This window comes from Chryseobacterium sp. CFS2, assembly GCF_036543225.1.
In the GTDB taxonomy this organism is placed as follows: domain Bacteria; phylum Bacteroidota; class Bacteroidia; order Flavobacteriales; family Weeksellaceae; genus Chryseobacterium; species Chryseobacterium culicis_A.
Genome location: NZ_JAZHQU010000003.1, coordinates 358976 through 376022 on the forward strand (window position 1 = coordinate 358976; position 17047 = coordinate 376022).

A 17047-nucleotide genomic window follows, 5' to 3' on the forward strand; every position below is an offset into this window, starting at 1 on the left:
GTTCTTACAATAGTTAAAGCAACTAAATCATTACAAATCAAATAGGATACAATCATGGTATGGTACCACTTTTTAATGATAACGATAATCCAATTATCATTTTCTATCAATGGATACATCTCTTTTTCAAAATGCCTGATAACATAATCCTTCCTCTTCCCGTTGAGTGAAAATAAGTCTTTCATAATCTTTGGTAATCTTTAATAATTTTTAGTTTAACAAGTTTTTATGTTGGCTTATTACATGGTTAGCTTTATTATTCCAAATATAGTGAAATAAATAGTGTTTGTTTTATGACACAAATCATAAAACATATGTTAAAATGTCCTAAAAAAGGCGTATTCCAGTTATTTTTTTCTTAAACTTTCAATTTCCAAAGTAAATTTTTTGAGTATCATCCTGAACAATCCATCATAGTAAATAAAGTTTTATACAACTACTTAATAGATAAAAAGAGCTGAAATTGAATATTTCAGCTCTTCTAATTCTTAAAAATAAAGTTTTTTACTTTTCAAATAATGGATAAGTTCTTTCGGGCGGTCAGTCTGGATAATGTTGACTCCTTTATGAATATACCAGTCATATATAGTAGGATGATCCAGAACCAGGTCATCATTATTTCCGGCATTATGATGGGGCCACAATGAATTCACCCAGATTTTAACCTTATTTTCTCTGAGTTTTTTAAAATCAATCAGGTTCTTTTCTGTTGTTCCGATTGTAAATTCAAAACCGTAAACTTTATAGCTCTTAAGGTACTCTGAGATTTTTTTCAGATCTTCCTCTTTCCCCAGCTGGATAATCGGCATATAGTGAATTTCATTTTTTATATCACCGTATTTCTGATTGAACTCTGAGTAAGATTCATGACCTTTAAACAAAATCTGATCAAGCATATTTCGTTTTTTCACCAAAGGATATACCTGTTTTATATAATCAAAACCTTTGTCCAGATTCAGAAGTATTTTTCCATCAGAAATCTCTAAAATTTCCTGTAAAGTAGGAACACTCATTTGGGTTTCCACTCCTAATCCGTCTCTCAGATGGAGTTTTTTAATCTCGGCTAATGTAAAATCAGACGGTTTTCCTTTCCCTGTTGTCGTTCTGTCGATGGTATTGTCATGCATCAGGATCAAAACACTGTCTTTTGTCATGGCAAGATCTATCTCAGCCATATCGACTCCTTTTTCAATGGCTTTTTTTACTGCCCACACCGAATTTTCCGGAGCCTCTCTCCAATCACCACGGTGAGCAACTACCATGACTTTACGGTCTGGAAAAGTGGAAAGTGAGATTTTCTTTTGCTGGGCAAAACACAAAGAAGAAAAAATAAGAAGAGAAAGTGGTAATAGTTTATTGTTAAGCATAATTTCAAATGTTAAATTAATATCCTGGATTTTGTTTAATGGCCGGATCAGTATTAATCTGACCTTGCGGAACCGGCATCAGAAGGTGGTATGGCTTAATCTGCGCTGTGCTGTATCCCGCATTATTACTAAAATGAGCAGTCATCACCGAAATAGCCTTTCCTGTCCTCACGAGATCAAACCATCGGTGTCCTTCTCCTACAAATTCAAGCCTTCTCTCGCGGTCAATTTCATTCAGTAATGTCTCTTTTGTTGAGAGGTTTACAGAAGCAATACCTGCTCTGGTTTTAATTTTATTCAGATATAAATTTGCGGTTGTAAGATCATTCTGCTGCGCAAAACATTCCGCCATCATCAGGAAAACATCAGCCAATCTCAACACCACAAAATTGCTTCCTCCATCGGCAATGGTATTGGATGTTTTCGCCAGTTTTTTACTGAAAGGAATTCCGTTTGACGTAAGTCCGATATAGGCAGACCTCCTTGTATCTCCCGCCAAATAAAGATTGTAGACTTCTTTGGTGGGAAGATTATGGCCTTTCGCTCCGGAAACTGATCCGGAAGGACTGAACATCTGAAATGCCGAACTTCCTTCCGAATTTCCGTTCAATCCGGAGGTGAACTGTACATCAAAAATAATTTCAGCATTATTTTTATTAGTGACATCAAAAATTTTATTGACATCGGTCAAAAGTTGATAGCCTAAAGATTCAATCTGACTTAAATAGGTCAGTGATTCTGCAAACTTGTTCTGTGTCAGAAGCACTTTACCCAAAATTCCCAAAGCCGCTCCTTTGGTTACTCTACCCTTTTGCGTTGTGGTGGTTGGTAAAAGATCAATCGCTTCTTTCAGATCTTTTTCTATTGCTGAATATACTTCTGCGACAGGCGTTCTTGGCTGCCCAAAGTAATCATTAACATTCGTGGTTTCTTTTAACACCAATGGAACATCACCATAAATTCTTACCAGATTAAAATACATCAGCGCTCTCAGAAACTTCATTTCTCCGGTTCTCGTATTTTTCAGGGCATCGGTCATATCAGGGATTTTTCCAATCCTTGTCAGAATAATATTCGCCTGCTGAATTCCAACATAATTGTCCTTCCAGGTACTTGCAATAAGGCTGTTATTAGGCTGAATAGTGAAAAAATCCAGCTCTCCATACGTAAAAGAATCATTGGCTGGAACCTCATCATACGTGTTGTCAGAAGGCAATTCTCCCAACGCAGGCATTGCCAGCTGATACTGTCCGGTGTACTGAAGGGCTCCGTAAACTGAAACAATTCCCTGCTCAATTTCAGAAGCATTGGTATAGAATTGTGAGGAAACTTTCTGGGCTTCAGGATTTACATCCAAAAGATCAGACGAACAAGAAAACATCACAGAAAGACTGAATATTGTAAAGAATATTTTTTTCATGATTTTAAAATTTAAGGTTAAAGCCTACAGAATATATTTTAGCTACCGGGTAATAAGCCTGATCAAATCCTTGGGTAAGAACATTGTCTGAAGTGGCATCGATATTCATTCCTTTATATTTTGACAGCGTGAAAAGATTGTTTCCTACCAGATAGACCTGTGCGTTTTCCAACCCGATATTTCCAAGCATTGATTTTGGAAAATTGAAAGCAAGACGCAGCGATCTCAATCTCACATAATCGGCATTTTTAAAGTAGAGATTTGAAGTTCTGGCTTCTTTTCTGTTGTTGGAAAAGTTCATATTCGGCATTCCGAAAAATCCATTGGGATTGGTTGCTGCATTATAGCGGTTGTCAAAATAATACTGCGAGGCCATTCCGAAACCTTCTCCCGATTCTAAAGTAGTTACTGCATCTGCATTGTAAATTCTCTTCCCGATTTCGCTGTATAATGAGAAGCTTAATTCAAAAAGTCCATATCTGAAATTATTATTGAAACCAAGAATGTATTTGGGAACGCCGCTTCCGAAACTTCTTTTATCATTGACATCAATTTTCCCATCGCCATTGAGGTCTTCCATAATATAGTCTCCAACCATTGTTCCGGTAATATGTGGTGAATTGTTGATCTCCTCCTGAGTTTTGTAGATTCCGACAATATTGTACCCATACATTTCACCGATAGAACCGCCCACTTTTGTAACAGAGAAATTATTTTCACCCGTAATAATCTGATTCTGTCCGTTTGCCAAGGCCAAAACTTCATTTTTATTGGTTGAAAAATTAAAGCTTCCCGAATAGGTAAAATCGTTGGCAATATTGAAAGTTTTCGAAGCAATCTGTAATTCAAAACCAGAGTTTTTGATCTTCCCTATATTTTGAAGCGATGTACTGAAACCAGACTGCTGTGGAACGGGAACATCGAGTAACAAACCGTCTCTGTTCAGAATATAATAATCTGCAGAAATATTCAGGATATTTTTAAACAGAGAGAAATCAATTCCGAAGTTGTTTGATCTGGACTTTTCCCAGGAAATATTAGGATTGGGAGCCGTTGCCGTTGTATACCCTGGTGTTAGAACGCCGCCAAAGTTGTAATTATCAGGATTCATCAGCGAAAGTGCCCCGAAATTAGGAATCTGATTATTTCCGTTGCTTCCAAGACTGTATCTTAGCTTTAAGTCCGTTACAATAGTATTTTCAGGAAAGAAATTTTCATTACTGATCGTCCAGCCTGCAGAAAATGCATAGAAATCTCCCCATTTGGAATTCTTCCCGAAACGTGAAGAGCCGTCTCTACGATAAGAAGCCATCAGATTATATTTATTATCAAAGGTGTAATTAACTCTGGTAAAATAAGACATCAGCCTCCATTTGTATTGTGTCAGCGTGTTTTTAAATGAAGTTCCGCCTGCAATATTCCGGATGCTATTGTCTGGAAATGCGGTAGCTTCGGTTAAAAGCTGAGTATTATCTTCCTGCTGAAAAGACTGTCCGGCAATGGCATCTATTCTATGCTCACCCCATTTTTGATCAAATGAAAGCAGGTTTTCAATCAGATAATTTTTACGGATATATTCTGTTCTGTTCGCAAAAGTAACATCCGGAGCGGCCGCTCTGTAGGCTCCCACTGTAGAAGGATCAAAGAAATTATATTCGTAGTTGGTGTAATCCCCGCCTACCGACAGTCTGTATTTCAAGCCTTTCAACAGCTCAATCTCTGTGAAAATATTTCCGAATGTTTTAAATAAAGTATATTTTCTGTTCGTCATTTCCTGAATCGCAACGGGATTCTCTACCAAAGCACCGTCAGTTGCTGTATTTCCTAAGATTTGTTTGGAAATGGCCAAACTTCCGTCATCATTATAAGGTTTAAAGAAAGGATACATTGCAGTAGCCATCTGCAGTGGATTATAACTTCTCGAATTTTCTGCTGCATTGATGGTTCCCGTTGCATAAGATGGTGTCATCGTTACTCCTATTTTCCATTTATCCGTAAGTTCTGTGGAAAGATTAACGCTGGTGGAAAATTTTTCGTAATCTGTCCCGATCACCAATCCTTTCTGGTTAAAATAACTCATGGTAAAAGCATATTTGCTTTTATCGCTTCCTCCCGTAACATTTAATGAAGTCTGGCTTATGGGTGCCGGTTTCATTACAGTATTCAGCCAGTCGGTATCTGTTAATCCAGGCTGCTTTGCCAGATAAGGGGCGAGATAATCAGGGATTAATTCTCTTAAAGATGCGCCCTTACTTATTCTTGTAGCATTATCATCAGAAATACTTCTGTTGCTGCCCTTGGAAAGATAGTTGTTATCTCTGGCTTCTTTAAGAAAAGTAGCCATATCGTAAGCATTCACCAATTTTACATTATCGCTTCTCATCTGCATTCCGTAATAGGAATCAAAAGAAACAGCCATTCTGCCTTTTTTCCCTTGTTTTGTTTCAATGATAATCACTCCATTGGCTCCTCTGGAACCATAAATGGCTGCGGAGGCGGCATCTTTTAAGATATCAATTTTTGCAATGGAATTAGGATCAATAGCATTCAGATTGGAACCTTCAGTGAGAGGAAGTCCGTCAACAACGATCAAGGGATTCGAACCCGCTGTTAATGTTCCGATACCTCTTACTCTGATAGAAGGTGAACCTCCCGGCGTTGCATTAGCCTGAGTAATCTGAACTCCGGTAGCTTTTCCGGCAATAATATCCCCGAAATTACTGGAGGCAACCCCTTTCATCTGTTTCTCGTCAATAGAAGAGATGGAGCCGGAATTGTTTTTCTTACTCTGTTTTCCATACCCTACCAAAACAACCTCATCAATATTTTTTTCCCTGGATGTTACTGTGTCTTTTATCGGATTTAAATATTCCGCAGACTGTTGGGCATTATTCCTCTGAATTTTTGCAATTGCTCTTGCATTGAGACGAACGGTGACTGTTTTCTGATCTACATTAAAATCCAGACCAACATTTTTCTTCAGATAGTCTAAAGACGATGATAATGACTGATAGTTAACCTGAGATTCATCCACCTGAATATCCTTAAGGTCTGAAACCGAATAAAAGAATTTTACGCCATGTTCTTTTGAAAGTTTTTCAAAGATTTTAATCAAAGGCGTTTTCCGCTGAATGACGGACTGTTGAAAACATTTGTTAGCCTCTGCGTAGGTAAACTGTGGCGCGCACAAAAGACCCAACAACATCATGCTAATTGTTGTTTTTTTCATAGCTTTGCTGAAATTAGTTGTTATTTGACTGATTTATATTCAATGCATCGGTAACCCCAATTACTGGTGCATTATTTTTCTAAAATGATATGATAATCTGATTCTTTTCGAGTATTTAAACTAAATGGAAATCCTATGGTTTTAATAACTTTATTAAGATCTCCGGTGATATCTCCATCAATAACATTCTCTCTATACTGCTGAGGATAGCTTATCGAGATATTGTACGTCTTCTCCAACTGTGAAATGGCCTGTCCGAATTTCATCTCATTAAAATCAAATGTCCTTACAACATCCTGATCATAGAAATGTTTTTCAGTTCCGTTTTTGTCTGCCAGCCATGTTTCTTTAGGCAAAAGATAAGTGGTGTGCCCCTTGTAATCAATTTTCACTTTTCCTTCTTTCAGATAGACTTTTTTATCTTCGGATCTTTGATCAAGCAGGAATTTTGTCCCCAATACTTTTACTCTAAATCCATTGGCATCAATGATAAAGGGCAACGCTTTATTTTTAGCAACACTGAAGAATGCCTTTCCTTTAAAAGAAACATTTCTGGTTTTCTTACCGAAATTTTCTGTCAGCGTTAATTCACTTTCTGGTTGCATGGTAATAATACTTCCGTCCGGTAAGGTGAATTCCTTTTGCGTCGTTTCCGTTATGAAAACCATTTGCTGATGAGATGAAGAGCTTAGAGCATTTTCAGTAAAGAACAGAGTCATCACGGTAAACAAGGGCAAAAGAACAGCTGCAGCCCACAAAAACCTTTTTGTCTTGTTTCTGGATCTGATTTTATTTTCAAGTCCGTTCCAGATTCGCTGATCTGCCGAATCCTTCATTTTCCTGTTTTCTTCTTTGACTGATTTCCATTGATTTTCGAAATCCATACACTCCTATTTGATCTTTATTAGAGAATACGCAGGAAGTGCAGAATCGTCAACCTATATTTTTTTGATTTAACGATTTGTTCATATTGGTTGACATTGAGTTAAAGTTAACTCAAGCCTAACTAATTTAAAGAAATTAAATGATGAAGGAAATGAATAATAAAAGGATAATGTAAAAGAAGAAATTCAAATTCGCCCTTAGAAACTTCAACACCTTATTCACATGTTTCTCAACAGCCGTTTTGGAAATATCATTTTCCTGAGCGATGGTAAAAAGGCTGAGATTCTGGATTTTATTTTTGATGAAAAACTCACGGCTTTTTTCGGGAACCTGTTCCAGGAGATCTTCAATCTTTTTGAGCTGGTCTTCCTGCTGTATTTGTTTTTCTATTTCTGAGTTTTCTTCATCCTGACTTTCCTGGGAACTTTCAAGAGGAACGAAAATCATTTTTCTTTTACGGTAGAAATTGGAGACTTCCTGTTTGGCAGATTTAAAAATAAGCGCTTCGATTTCTGATGGAGAATAGGTTTTGGACAGATATTTCCAGACATGCATAAAAATGTCCTGTACAATTTCTTCAATATCTTCTTCTTCCGAAAGGTATTTGGCCACAAAAAAATACACCCTGTGCTTGTAACCGGAATATATTTCTTTAAAATGATCCATTCTTTAATACGTCTTTGAACTCAAAACTGGTGATACAAAAGTATCTAAAACCTATGGCAATCATATTAAATATATATTAAGTTTAAATCTTTAGCATTCACTCATCGCCGGATTTTCAAAGAAGTATTCTCTGATTATTTCTCAGAAAGAAAAGTCTACATCATCCGCAGAAGGTCTGAAATTGGAATGCATTGCTGCAGTAAAATAGTCACAGAATACCTGATACACTGCCGAACGGGTATCCGTAGCCCGGATTCCCAGCTGTGTATAAACGGTAATGATCTGATGGGATAATTTTTGAACCACCTCTACCCCATATTGGTGAATCTCGTGTTCTTTATCTTCTGAAATTCCTTTGTGATCACCGAGTATATTTTCTACTTCTCTGGCTATGTTTAAAACTTTTCCCAAATGCTTTTCAACAGATTCTGCAAAACTTTTGAAATTGATTTCAGGACGAATGCCTTCTGCTTCTTCAATAAAATGAGAGGCCATTCCCAAATAATTGACCAAGAGCGTCAAATCCGCAAAAACCCGAAACGGAATGCTGTCCAGAATATCATTCGTGAAAAAATGATCGTACACAAAACTGTAGTCTTCGCTTACCATAACATTTTCAATGGTAAAGGAATAGGTACCGCTTGCTTTCATTCCCATAGATTTCCAGTTGGGGATAATTTCAGCATGCTCTTTCGGAATGATGAAGGATTGAATAGTCTCATTCCCGTCTTTATCCATTATAGGTTTCCCGTTTTCTGTAATCCTGGCATTCAGTGTAAAATGGGTCAGATGAGGTGCTCCCGTTGCAAAATTCCATGAACCGCTGATCAGATAGGTATTATCATCCTGCTTTTCTGCGGTGCCGCCAACCATTCCGCTTCCGCCAAAACAGGTTTTGGTATGGGTGAAGAGTAATTGGGCAACTTCGGGTTTACTATTTCTGGAAAAATAGTTGGCTCCGGCACAAAGTGTCAGCATCCAGCCAAAGCTTCCATCAGTTTGCGCCCAGCCAAATAATGCTTTAAGCCCTTCTTCAAAACGATAGCCGAGTCCTCCATATTTTTTGGGAACCCAGATTTTAAGCAATCCTTCTTCGTGAATATGCAGCATCACTTTATCAGAAATTACAGAAGCTCCCTGAAGTTCTTTTCTGATGTCCTTAGTACTGAGCATGAGCTTTGGATTTAATGATTTTTTGCCATTCTATATAACCGGAGATTGCCACTAAAAATAAGAATGATGTTAAAACAGCATAGAGATATAATTCCTTGTGAATCATTAAAGGAATGGAAATAATATTACTGATATTGAGGATCACCCAGTTTTCAATTTTCCGTCTTGCCATCAGCCACATTCCTGCCCAGGCAAAAGCACTTACCAGAGAATCCCAAACAGGAACATCCGAATCGGTAAAATGAGTGAGAAAAGACCAGAATAAGATAAAAGTTCCCAAAACAATTCCTCCGGTAATCCATTTTTCAGTGGTGGTGGTCACGGAGATTTCCATTTCGGATTTCTGTTTCCCGAATTTCCAGTACAACCATCCGTAGATGCTCATAATCAGATAATAAAGATTTAAGGTAAATTCAGCATAAAGCTTTGATGTAAGCATTACGTACAACGTCAGCAGAATACCTGCAATTCCGAAAAGATAGTTATTGACATTGTTTTTACGGGCCAGTAAAACCTGAATCACTGAAAATAAGACTCCGAACCATTCCGGTAAGGTAATTTGTTTTAAAATGTCCTGCATCATATTAATTGTTAGAAATCAAATGATGAGATGATAAGTAAGCAATCCCTACGCCGGCATTATCCGGATCAGGTGTGGAAATACATTCCTGGGTATCATCTCAGCCACTGTTATCTGTAGCACCCCATTGTGGAGCAAAGGTGCAGCTTTTTTGTGGAAAAAGAAATACATCGGACTAACTTTTTAACGTATATGACCAGGATTATAAAAGATCTGAGTGTTAAATTATAATTTAGTAGATCATTATGTTTAATTTAAAAATTTATATTATGGACAATCAGAAAGAAATCTCGGTACTTAATGACTTACTTCACATTACAAATGACAGAATGGAAGGCTTCGAAAAAGTAGAAGGAAAAGTCTGGGAAATGTATCCGGATGTAAAGGATGAGTATGATCATATGATTTCACAATCGAAAATCATGAAGAATGAACTTATAAACCTCATCACAGAAAAACAGGGTAATCCGGAAAATTCAACTTCCATTGCAGGAGCCATTCACAGAACATGGATTGATATTAAAAATTCTTTCACCATGGGTAATTTGGTAGAATCTACATTAGGAAATGTAGTGTTTGGGGAAAAAGCAGCTATAGAGGCATATCAAAATGCTATGGACAGTGGAGATCTTAGTGAAAAAGGAATTAAAACCGTCTCAGAACAGCTTCGTAAGCTGAAAGATTCTTATCAGCAGTTTAAAAAAATTGAAGAATACAAAAAGAAAGAAGAATAAAAAACTCCCCTTAAAAAAGAGGAGCGTAATAATCAAGAACAAAATAATATTTAATCATTCAAAAGTATCGAATACATTCTGTTTGTCTTATGATGCAAGTCATATTAACCGTAAATTATCTGACAGCATTTTTCGCCTTTTCGGATTCCTTCAAATGATGTTCAAGTGTCGGAAGGGTCTTCGCTGCGAAAGATTTTAATGAGGCTTCTGTTCCTTCTGATGCCTCTTTTTTGAATGCTTCTACATCTTCTTTGTGATCACTTACCATTAGATCCGTATACTTTTTGTCGAAATCTTTTCCTTTCTTATCTTTCAGATCATTATACATCTTTTGCTTCTCTGCGTCCAAAGTTGTGGGAAGTGTATAGCCATTAGTGGAGGCCCATTTTTTGAGTTCGTCATTCGCTTTGGTATGATCTGTTACCATCATGGAACCCAGAGATTTTACAACAGGATTTTCAGCATTTGTTTCTGCTAGTTTTCCCATCATAACTTCCATCAGTCCTCCAATGGCTGCAGCATCTGCAAATTTTTTGTCCTGATCACTGAGCATACTTTTCTGATCTTTGGTGTCTGACATTTTGGTGGAGTCGCTTACCGTCATCCCGGATTCCGCAGGGGCAGACATTGTTGTACTTTCCTCAGATTGACTCGTTGTTGTCGGTTCGTTTTTTTTGCAGGCCGTTAAAGCAGCTACTGCAAAAATTGTTGCTACAAAATTTTTCATAATAATAAATTTTAAGTGGTGATAGGTGTGAAATCTATGAGACTTCTTTATAATAGCAACAATTTATCGGCCAAATAATATTTTCAGCAAATCATTTATTTTCATAAAATATTATGAATAAACATTTTATAATTATCGAACCAGCCGGAATGTAAGATTAATACGCTCTTTCATAGAAGTTACAGACTTAGCAATCCGATGTTCCCAGTTTTCCTGAAGATCTCCTTTCATAATCAATAATGACCCATGAGGAAGTGGCAGACTATATTTACTTTGATGATGGTCTTTTTTCCTGAAATCAAAGTTTCTGGTCTGCCCCAGACTTACTGATGCAATCACAGGACGCTTTCCGTATCTGCTTTCCTTATCTCTGTGCCAGGCAACAGAATCATTATGATCCCGGTAAAGATTCAGCAATACAGAATTGAACTGATAACCGAATGTTTCTTCTATCCTTTGTTTTAAAGAAAACAATTCAGGGGTCCAGAGGTTATTCTCCACTTCACCATTTCCTAATGGATAATCCGTTTTCGGATCCCCATACCATGCGGTTAAGCGTGGGGTCAGAACCGTTTTATCATACATTTTCTGGGTACGCTGTTTCCAGGGTGCTGTTTCGAGCAGATGATTCTTTAGTTTATCTGCTTCATGCTGACTCAGGAAATGCTCACTGTATTCCAGAAGGTCTTTTGGAAATTCATATAATTCTTCTGAGTCGAACAAGCTGAGCTGAGTCATATTTTTTTTTTTAATAGGAGAAAAGCTTATGGTATTTAAGCAAATAAATTTGATACAAATAATATCTGCAAATATATTAAAAATGATACAAAAATAACCAAAATCAAAATGTTCCATTTTTGAATCTAATGATATTTCAACAATAAAAAAGAGACCAAGAATAAACCCGGTCTCCTTTTTTATAATGAATACATACTTATACTGCTTTGCTGTTAAGATTGGTATCAGCCACTTTCGTTAGCAGCTCGTCACATTTTTTCTCTTCTTTTAATGTGCTCAAAAGATTTTTAAGACAATCCTTCTCTTTCAATACTTTTGCAAAGGCTGCTAGTGTACCATATGTGGCAATTTCGTAATGTTCAACTTTTTGTGCCGCAGCAATGATTCCTGCATCTCTTACTGCTCCGGGTTCTGTCTCTTCCAAAATACTTTTTCCTTCATCCAATAATCCCTGCATGGCATCGCATTTCTTTGCCTGGGCTTTTTTTCCTAATGCTTTAAAACACTCTTCGAGTCTTTTAACATGGCCTTCCGTTTCAGTAATGTGCTTGTCAATAGCTGTTTTAAGCTTTTCACTGGTCGCATTTTTCATCATTGCCGGCAGCGCTTTCAACAGTGCTTTTTCAGCCCAATAAATGTCTTTAAGTGAATCTTCAAAAAGATCTTCCAAACCTTTGGCCGCATTTTTTTTGGCCGGTGTTTTTGCAGATGCTTTCGCTGTTGTCTTTCTTTTTGCGGGTGATTTTTTGGTTGCTGTTTTAGTTTCCATAATATAATAATTTAGTGTTTGATTGGTGATGAATCTGCAACTATAAGACCATTTCTGCCTGAAATGCTGAGATGTGGTATCTAAAATCATTGAAAAATTTAGTTATTATAAGACTTATGTTTCTTTATCCACACCTTCGCAGATAACAGGTTGAGAAGGTTTGAAATTGCGATTATTTATATCGGTGCTGCTGTCCTGCAGAATCTGAGGCGGGCTTTGATTCATTGGAAAGCTTCCCTAATTTTTCATAATACTTATGAAACTGATCAAGTTCTTATAATCACGGTTTTTAAATAAATAATAATACAATGTATGAAAACGATACTATAAAAATTATGACCCAAGTCACTTACCCCTTTTATTAGTTAGCTATTATTATAGTATATTTTCCAACATATTTTAGTTTTATTTAAAAATATGGAGAGCCACATAATTATTTATATCGCTTAAAAACAAACTATTTATTTCATCATTTTCTTTTATAACAAATTGTAAACGAAAGATGTATAATAATTAACATATTCAAAAAATTAAGAAATAGAGCATATTCCAAAAACTGAATAAAATCACATCGCTAAGATTTAATACTCAATTCAAAAATAATTATTCATCTTTGCAGCCTTAAATTCAAAAACGCTAGTTTATTTCATGAGCATTACTTTTAAAAAGCGACTTATTATAGCGCTTGTATTACCTACGGCAGCCATATATTATGGACAGAGTACGAAGGATTCTTTAGAGAAATCTAAATCTATTGATGAGGTTATGTTGGTAGGTAGAAACCTTTCCCAAACAGCCAAAGAGAGAAAAACCCCTGTTGCGGTTTCCAACATTAAGGCGGCAGAAATTCAGGAGAAGCTGGGAAACAGAGAATTCCCTGAGATTATGAAGTCTACTCCATCCGTTTATGTAACCAAAGTAGGTGGAGGATTCGGAGACAGCAGAATCAACATGAGAGGTTTTGACGGAGCCAACATTGCGGTCATTATCAACGGACAACCGGTGAATGATATGCAGGGAGGTACGGTGTACTGGTCCAACTGGACCGGGCTGGCTGATATTGCAAGCAATATTCAGATCCAAAGAGGTTTGGGAGCGTCTAAATTCGTGGTCCCTTCTGTAGGAGGAACCATCAATATTGTAACCAAAGCTACCGATTCTGAGCAAAAAGCAATGATTAAAGGAGAAGTTGGAAATGATAACTACTCCAGAATATCAGCAATGTACTCTTCAGGATTAAAAAACAAATGGGGAACAACCGTATTGCTTTCCCGCTGGCAAGGTGACGGATACATCAACGGAACAAAAGGAGAAGGCTACTCATGGTTTTTCTCTACAGGATTTAAGCCTAATGAAAAGCATGCATTCAATTTAATTGCTACCGGAGCACCTCAGGTACACGATACGAGAAGATCTTCTGCAACCGGAGCTAATGTGGCAACGCTGCAGCAGCTTGAAACTTACGGAAGAAGATACAATCCACAAACAGGAATGCTGAACGGTTCTCAATTCAACCTGGCTCCTAACTTCTATCATAAACCTATTGCATCTTTGAACTGGGACTGGACTATGAATGACAACCTGAAGTTATCTACCGTTCTTTATGGTTCATGGGGACGTGGCGGCGGTGGTACCGGATTGAACGGTTCTATCAAAAATGCAGGCGGACAAACCATGAATTTCATGAATTATGGTGCAGGCGGAGACGGTACCATCAACTGGGATATGATTTATCGCTATAACAGAGGTGGTATGGTAACAGATTATAATGGAAATACCTTCCAGAAATCAACCTTTACTGCTCCTGCAGGTTCTCCAGGTGATTACAACGGGCAATATGTAGCAACGCTGAACGGAACCAGTGGTATCGTAAGAAAGCAAAGTATCAATGCTCATGACTGGTATGGTGTGATTGCAGACCTTAATTATAAAAAAAATAACTGGACTTTTAACGGAGGTATTGACCTTAAAACATACAAAGGAGCATTATATGATATTGTAACTGATATGTTAGGATCAGATGCATTATTTGTTCCTGGTACAGCCAACGCTCCAAAAGGATATTATATTAACCAAACCGTAAAGCCGGAACCGCTTACCAAGCTTAAAGATGCTCAGAAAGTTTCTATTCACAACGAAGGGCTGGTAAAATGGGCTGGAATCTATGGAATGGTTGAATACAGCTCTGAAAAACTAAGTGCATCTGTTCAGGGATCTGTTTCTGAGCAGTATTACAAGAGAAGAGACTATATGCTGTATACTCCGGGAAATCAGGAGACAAAATGGTATCACAAAACAGGTTATATTGTAAAAGGAGGTGCGAATTATAATATAGATGATCACCATAATGTATTTTTCAATACAGGAGTTATTTCAAGACAGCCGTTATTCAACGCTTTATTCCCTTCAAACCAGAATATTTATAACGATGCGAAGAATGAAAGAATCTTCTCTGTAGAGTTAGGATACGGTTTCAAATCGCGTTATATCGATGTGAATATCAACGCTTACAGAACACAGTGGGATGACCGATTCATTTCCAGAACATTCAATGCTACTGCTGCGGATATTGCAAAATTCCCTCAGTTAAGCCTTGGAAACGCCTATTTCTACAATGCCCTGAATGTTGGTCAGCTGCACCAGGGAATTGAACTGGAAGCAAAGGCAAGACCTTTTACCAACCTTAGACTGAGAGGAATGGTATCAATGGGTAACTGGAAATATAAAGGAAACGCCAACTTCAATATTCTTGATGTTCAGAACAACCAAGAAATAGCCGGGGCAACTGGAACAATCAATATAAAAGACCTGAAGGTTGGAGATGCCGCTCAAACAACTGCAAGTATTGGAGCAGATTATAATATCACCAAAGCTTTCAGTATTGATGCTAACTGGGAATATTATGACAAACTTTATGCTCAGTTCAACCCGATCAACTTCCTTACTGAAGCGGCAAGAGAAAAAGGAATTGTAAAATTGCCAAGCTATCATTTATTTGATGTAGGTGCTTCTTACAAGTTCACTATTGATGCAAAAAAATCTTTAACATTGAGAGCGAATGTATACAACTTATTCAACAAATATTATATTTCTGAATTAAGCTCCAATATCTTCGCCGGAGATAAAATTGCCAATGGTCCAGATGCCGGAAAAACATATCAGGAAACTGGCAGAGTGTATCAGGGTGTTGCAGACGGGAACACAGGATTCCTAGGTTTTGGAAGAACATGGTCTGTTTCAGCAACTTTGAGATTCTAAGATAATATCATTTCAATAATGAGTCAAATCAATAGGCTGTCCTTTTTGGGACAGCCTATTTTTATCTTAATCATAAGTTCTACAGTAATATCTAATTTTTTACAGTCTAAAAATTCTTAGGTTTCTTATTCTGAGCTGCCTGTCTTGCAATTTCATCAATACGATTTTTTCTGGTTTCGGGTCTTTTGGCAAGTACAATCCATTGCAGCAACTTTTTTTTATAGATTTACTCAGGCTTAGAAAATAGATTTCGGAGCCTTCATGAATTTTAAATGCTTCATTCAGATCCTCCGGAATCTCCAGCTCTTCCACACTGTCTAAAATATTCCAGGAACCATTCTCTTTTGCAATGCTGATCGTCTCAAATCCTGCCTTAGTCATCAGATTATTTTCTATCAGCTTTTGAACCTTATCCTTATTAATTTTTGACCAGGTACTCTTCGGCTTACGTCTACTGAATAACTGCATAAACGAACCTTCATCAATCGTCTTCCTTGTACTGTCAATCCAGCCGAAACAGAGGGCTTCATCCACCAGCTCAGTCCAGTGAACAATGGGTAAATTTGATTTTCTGGTGTTACAAATAAGCCATACAGACTGTTCTATATGGTGATTCTCTTCCAGCCATTGCCGCCACTCTTCCTTTGTATTGACATAAAAGGTTTTTTTCTCTGCAATTGTACCCATAGTTTTTTTTATTGATACTGTAAAATTAAAAGACTTTAGTGACAATAGTTTGTCAGTATTAAAATTTCAATTTCTTAATTATGACATTCCATGAGGTAAGCCTATCTTAAAGAAATAAATGATAAATTAGGCAAAACAAATTACTAAAAAAACATTCTACCTTTTTTAATCGGATATGGACAGAGAAGCTATAGATTATATTATCAGATATTTTGGGAAATTAATGACCGAAAACGAAGCATTAGCCCTGAATAATCATATGTACTATTCAAAGAGTTCCGAAAATGCTTATTTGAGAAATCTGATGACGGAACGTGGCTGGATAAAGTCTGATCCTGAAATAACAAAGCTATTAGAAAATGGATATGAGACCTTTCAGCAAAACGTTGTAATGAGAATATTGGCTGAAACTCCTGAGAAAGTTTTTTTCAATAATTGCCCAAAGTGCAATAGGCTTGCCCGTACTCCCTATGCAAAGCAGTGCAGACATTGTGGATACAGCTGGCATGATGTTACTGTTAAATTTAAGATTGACAGTGTCTTTCAGCTTACCAACAGAAGCTTTTATCTGCTTGGTGAAATTATAGAAGGAGAAATACATCCAGGTCAATTGATGGATTTAACGGTAGTAGGGCTTCATAAAAAAATTACAATTGGATCTATTGAATTAGCTGATAGAATGAATAACGGAAAACCATGGAACGGGATCGGCCTTGGAACCCATGAACTAACGGAAGAAGAAAAACAGCATTTAAAACAAAAATCTTTTCTTAATCCTATCATCAATATTTCCCAATCATAGTGTATAGCTCTT

At 37.0% G+C, this 17047-nt stretch carries 14 protein-coding genes; 3 read left to right on the forward strand and 11 right to left on the reverse strand.

Annotated elements, in window-relative coordinates:
* Nucleotides 1–488 precede the first annotated feature (488 nt).
* From ODR02_RS08500 to pnuC, 7 genes are all read right to left on the reverse strand, one after another.
* On the reverse strand, nt 489–1367 hold the full coding sequence (locus tag ODR02_RS08500; RefSeq protein ID WP_309512129.1) for a glycerophosphodiester phosphodiesterase family protein: 879 nt from the start codon (nt 1365–1367) through the stop codon (nt 489–491).
* A 16-nt stretch (nt 1368–1383) separates the two neighbouring features.
* Nucleotides 1384–2787: a RagB/SusD family nutrient uptake outer membrane protein gene (locus tag ODR02_RS08505; RefSeq protein WP_309512130.1), complete on the reverse strand. Its 1404-nt coding sequence runs from the start codon at nt 2785–2787 to the stop codon at nt 1384–1386.
* Nucleotides 2788–2791: 4 nt separating this feature from the next.
* Complete coding sequence (locus ODR02_RS08510; protein WP_309512131.1) at nt 2792–6016, reverse strand: SusC/RagA family TonB-linked outer membrane protein; 3225 nt, start codon at nt 6014–6016, stop codon at nt 2792–2794.
* 71 nt (nt 6017–6087) lie between these two features.
* Complete coding sequence (locus tag ODR02_RS08515) at nt 6088–6900, reverse strand: FecR family protein (RefSeq protein WP_309512132.1); 813 nt, start codon at nt 6898–6900, stop codon at nt 6088–6090.
* A gap of 136 nt (nt 6901–7036) precedes the next feature.
* Nucleotides 7037–7567, reverse strand: coding sequence for an RNA polymerase sigma factor (locus tag ODR02_RS08520; RefSeq protein WP_309512133.1), 531 nt, complete (start codon nt 7565–7567; stop codon nt 7037–7039).
* Nucleotides 7568–7708: 141 nt separating this feature from the next.
* Nucleotides 7709–8740 carry a hypothetical protein gene (locus tag ODR02_RS08525; protein WP_309512134.1) on the reverse strand — a complete coding sequence of 344 codons (1032 nt, stop codon included), beginning with the start codon at nt 8738–8740 and terminating at the stop codon, nt 7709–7711.
* Entirely contained in the window at nt 8727–9323 is a 597-nt protein-coding gene (gene pnuC / locus ODR02_RS08530; protein WP_209784608.1) for a nicotinamide riboside transporter PnuC, read from the reverse strand. Before pnuC ends, ODR02_RS08525 begins: the two co-directional genes overlap by 14 nt.
* Nucleotides 9324–9589: 266 nt before the next feature.
* On the opposite strand from pnuC, the gene ODR02_RS08535 reads away from it, so the two are divergent.
* Entirely contained in the window at nt 9590–10054 is a 465-nt protein-coding gene (locus tag ODR02_RS08535) for a PA2169 family four-helix-bundle protein (protein WP_309512135.1), read from the forward strand.
* A 115-nt stretch (nt 10055–10169) separates the two neighbouring features.
* Here the strand turns inward: ODR02_RS08535 and ODR02_RS08540 are convergent, their stop codons facing one another.
* From ODR02_RS08540 to ODR02_RS08550, 3 genes are all read right to left on the reverse strand, one after another.
* A complete protein-coding gene (locus ODR02_RS08540; protein ID WP_209784610.1) occupies nt 10170–10781 on the reverse strand; it encodes a DUF4142 domain-containing protein in 612 nt (203 codons plus the stop codon).
* Nucleotides 10782–10913: 132 nt separating this feature from the next.
* Entirely contained in the window at nt 10914–11519 is a 606-nt protein-coding gene (locus tag ODR02_RS08545) for an alpha-ketoglutarate-dependent dioxygenase AlkB family protein (RefSeq protein WP_209784611.1), read from the reverse strand.
* A gap of 196 nt (nt 11520–11715) precedes the next feature.
* Complete coding sequence (locus ODR02_RS08550) at nt 11716–12288, reverse strand: YciE/YciF ferroxidase family protein (RefSeq protein WP_209784612.1); 573 nt, start codon at nt 12286–12288, stop codon at nt 11716–11718.
* A gap of 648 nt (nt 12289–12936) precedes the next feature.
* Between ODR02_RS08550 and ODR02_RS08555 the strand changes: the two genes are divergently transcribed.
* Entirely contained in the window at nt 12937–15546 is a 2610-nt protein-coding gene (locus tag ODR02_RS08555) for a TonB-dependent receptor (protein WP_209784613.1), read from the forward strand.
* 99 nt (nt 15547–15645) lie between these two features.
* On the opposite strand, the gene ODR02_RS23585 is transcribed toward ODR02_RS08555, so the two are convergent.
* Nucleotides 15646–16233 carry a YdeI/OmpD-associated family protein gene (locus ODR02_RS23585; protein WP_442879465.1) on the reverse strand — a complete coding sequence of 196 codons (588 nt, stop codon included), beginning with the start codon at nt 16231–16233 and terminating at the stop codon, nt 15646–15648.
* 175 nt (nt 16234–16408) lie between these two features.
* Between ODR02_RS23585 and ODR02_RS08565 the strand changes: the two genes are divergently transcribed.
* Complete coding sequence (locus ODR02_RS08565) at nt 16409–17035, forward strand: hypothetical protein (RefSeq protein ID WP_309512137.1); 627 nt, start codon at nt 16409–16411, stop codon at nt 17033–17035.
* The last annotated feature ends 12 nt before the right edge of the window (nt 17036–17047 follow it).

What these genes read in the sequence shown, in the direction of transcription:
- ODR02_RS08535 (WP_309512135.1), top strand. Translation starts at nt 9,590, where the DNA reads ATGGACAATCAGAAAGAAATCTCGGTACTTAATGACTTACTTCACATT.
- ODR02_RS08510 (WP_309512131.1), bottom strand. Translation starts at nt 6,016, where the DNA reads ATGAAAAAAACAACAATTAGCATGATGTTGTTGGGTCTTTTGTGCGCG.
- pnuC (WP_209784608.1), bottom strand. Translation starts at nt 9,323, where the DNA reads ATGATGCAGGACATTTTAAAACAAATTACCTTACCGGAATGGTTCGGA.
- ODR02_RS08555 (WP_209784613.1), top strand. Translation starts at nt 12,937, where the DNA reads ATGAGCATTACTTTTAAAAAGCGACTTATTATAGCGCTTGTATTACCT.
- ODR02_RS08505 (WP_309512130.1), bottom strand. Translation starts at nt 2,787, where the DNA reads ATGAAAAAAATATTCTTTACAATATTCAGTCTTTCTGTGATGTTTTCT.
- ODR02_RS08550 (WP_209784612.1), bottom strand. Translation starts at nt 12,288, where the DNA reads ATGGAAACTAAAACAGCAACCAAAAAATCACCCGCAAAAAGAAAGACA.
- ODR02_RS08515 (WP_309512132.1), bottom strand. Translation starts at nt 6,900, where the DNA reads ATGGATTTCGAAAATCAATGGAAATCAGTCAAAGAAGAAAACAGGAAA.
- ODR02_RS23585 (WP_442879465.1), bottom strand. Translation starts at nt 16,233, where the DNA reads ATGGGTACAATTGCAGAGAAAAAAACCTTTTATGTCAATACAAAGGAA.
- ODR02_RS08540 (WP_209784610.1), bottom strand. Translation starts at nt 10,781, where the DNA reads ATGAAAAATTTTGTAGCAACAATTTTTGCAGTAGCTGCTTTAACGGCC.
- ODR02_RS08545 (WP_209784611.1), bottom strand. Translation starts at nt 11,519, where the DNA reads ATGACTCAGCTCAGCTTGTTCGACTCAGAAGAATTATATGAATTTCCA.
- ODR02_RS08565 (WP_309512137.1), top strand. Translation starts at nt 16,409, where the DNA reads ATGGACAGAGAAGCTATAGATTATATTATCAGATATTTTGGGAAATTA.
- ODR02_RS08520 (WP_309512133.1), bottom strand. Translation starts at nt 7,567, where the DNA reads ATGGATCATTTTAAAGAAATATATTCCGGTTACAAGCACAGGGTGTAT.
- ODR02_RS08500 (WP_309512129.1), bottom strand. Translation starts at nt 1,367, where the DNA reads ATGCTTAACAATAAACTATTACCACTTTCTCTTCTTATTTTTTCTTCT.
- ODR02_RS08525 (WP_309512134.1), bottom strand. Translation starts at nt 8,740, where the DNA reads ATGCTCAGTACTAAGGACATCAGAAAAGAACTTCAGGGAGCTTCTGTA.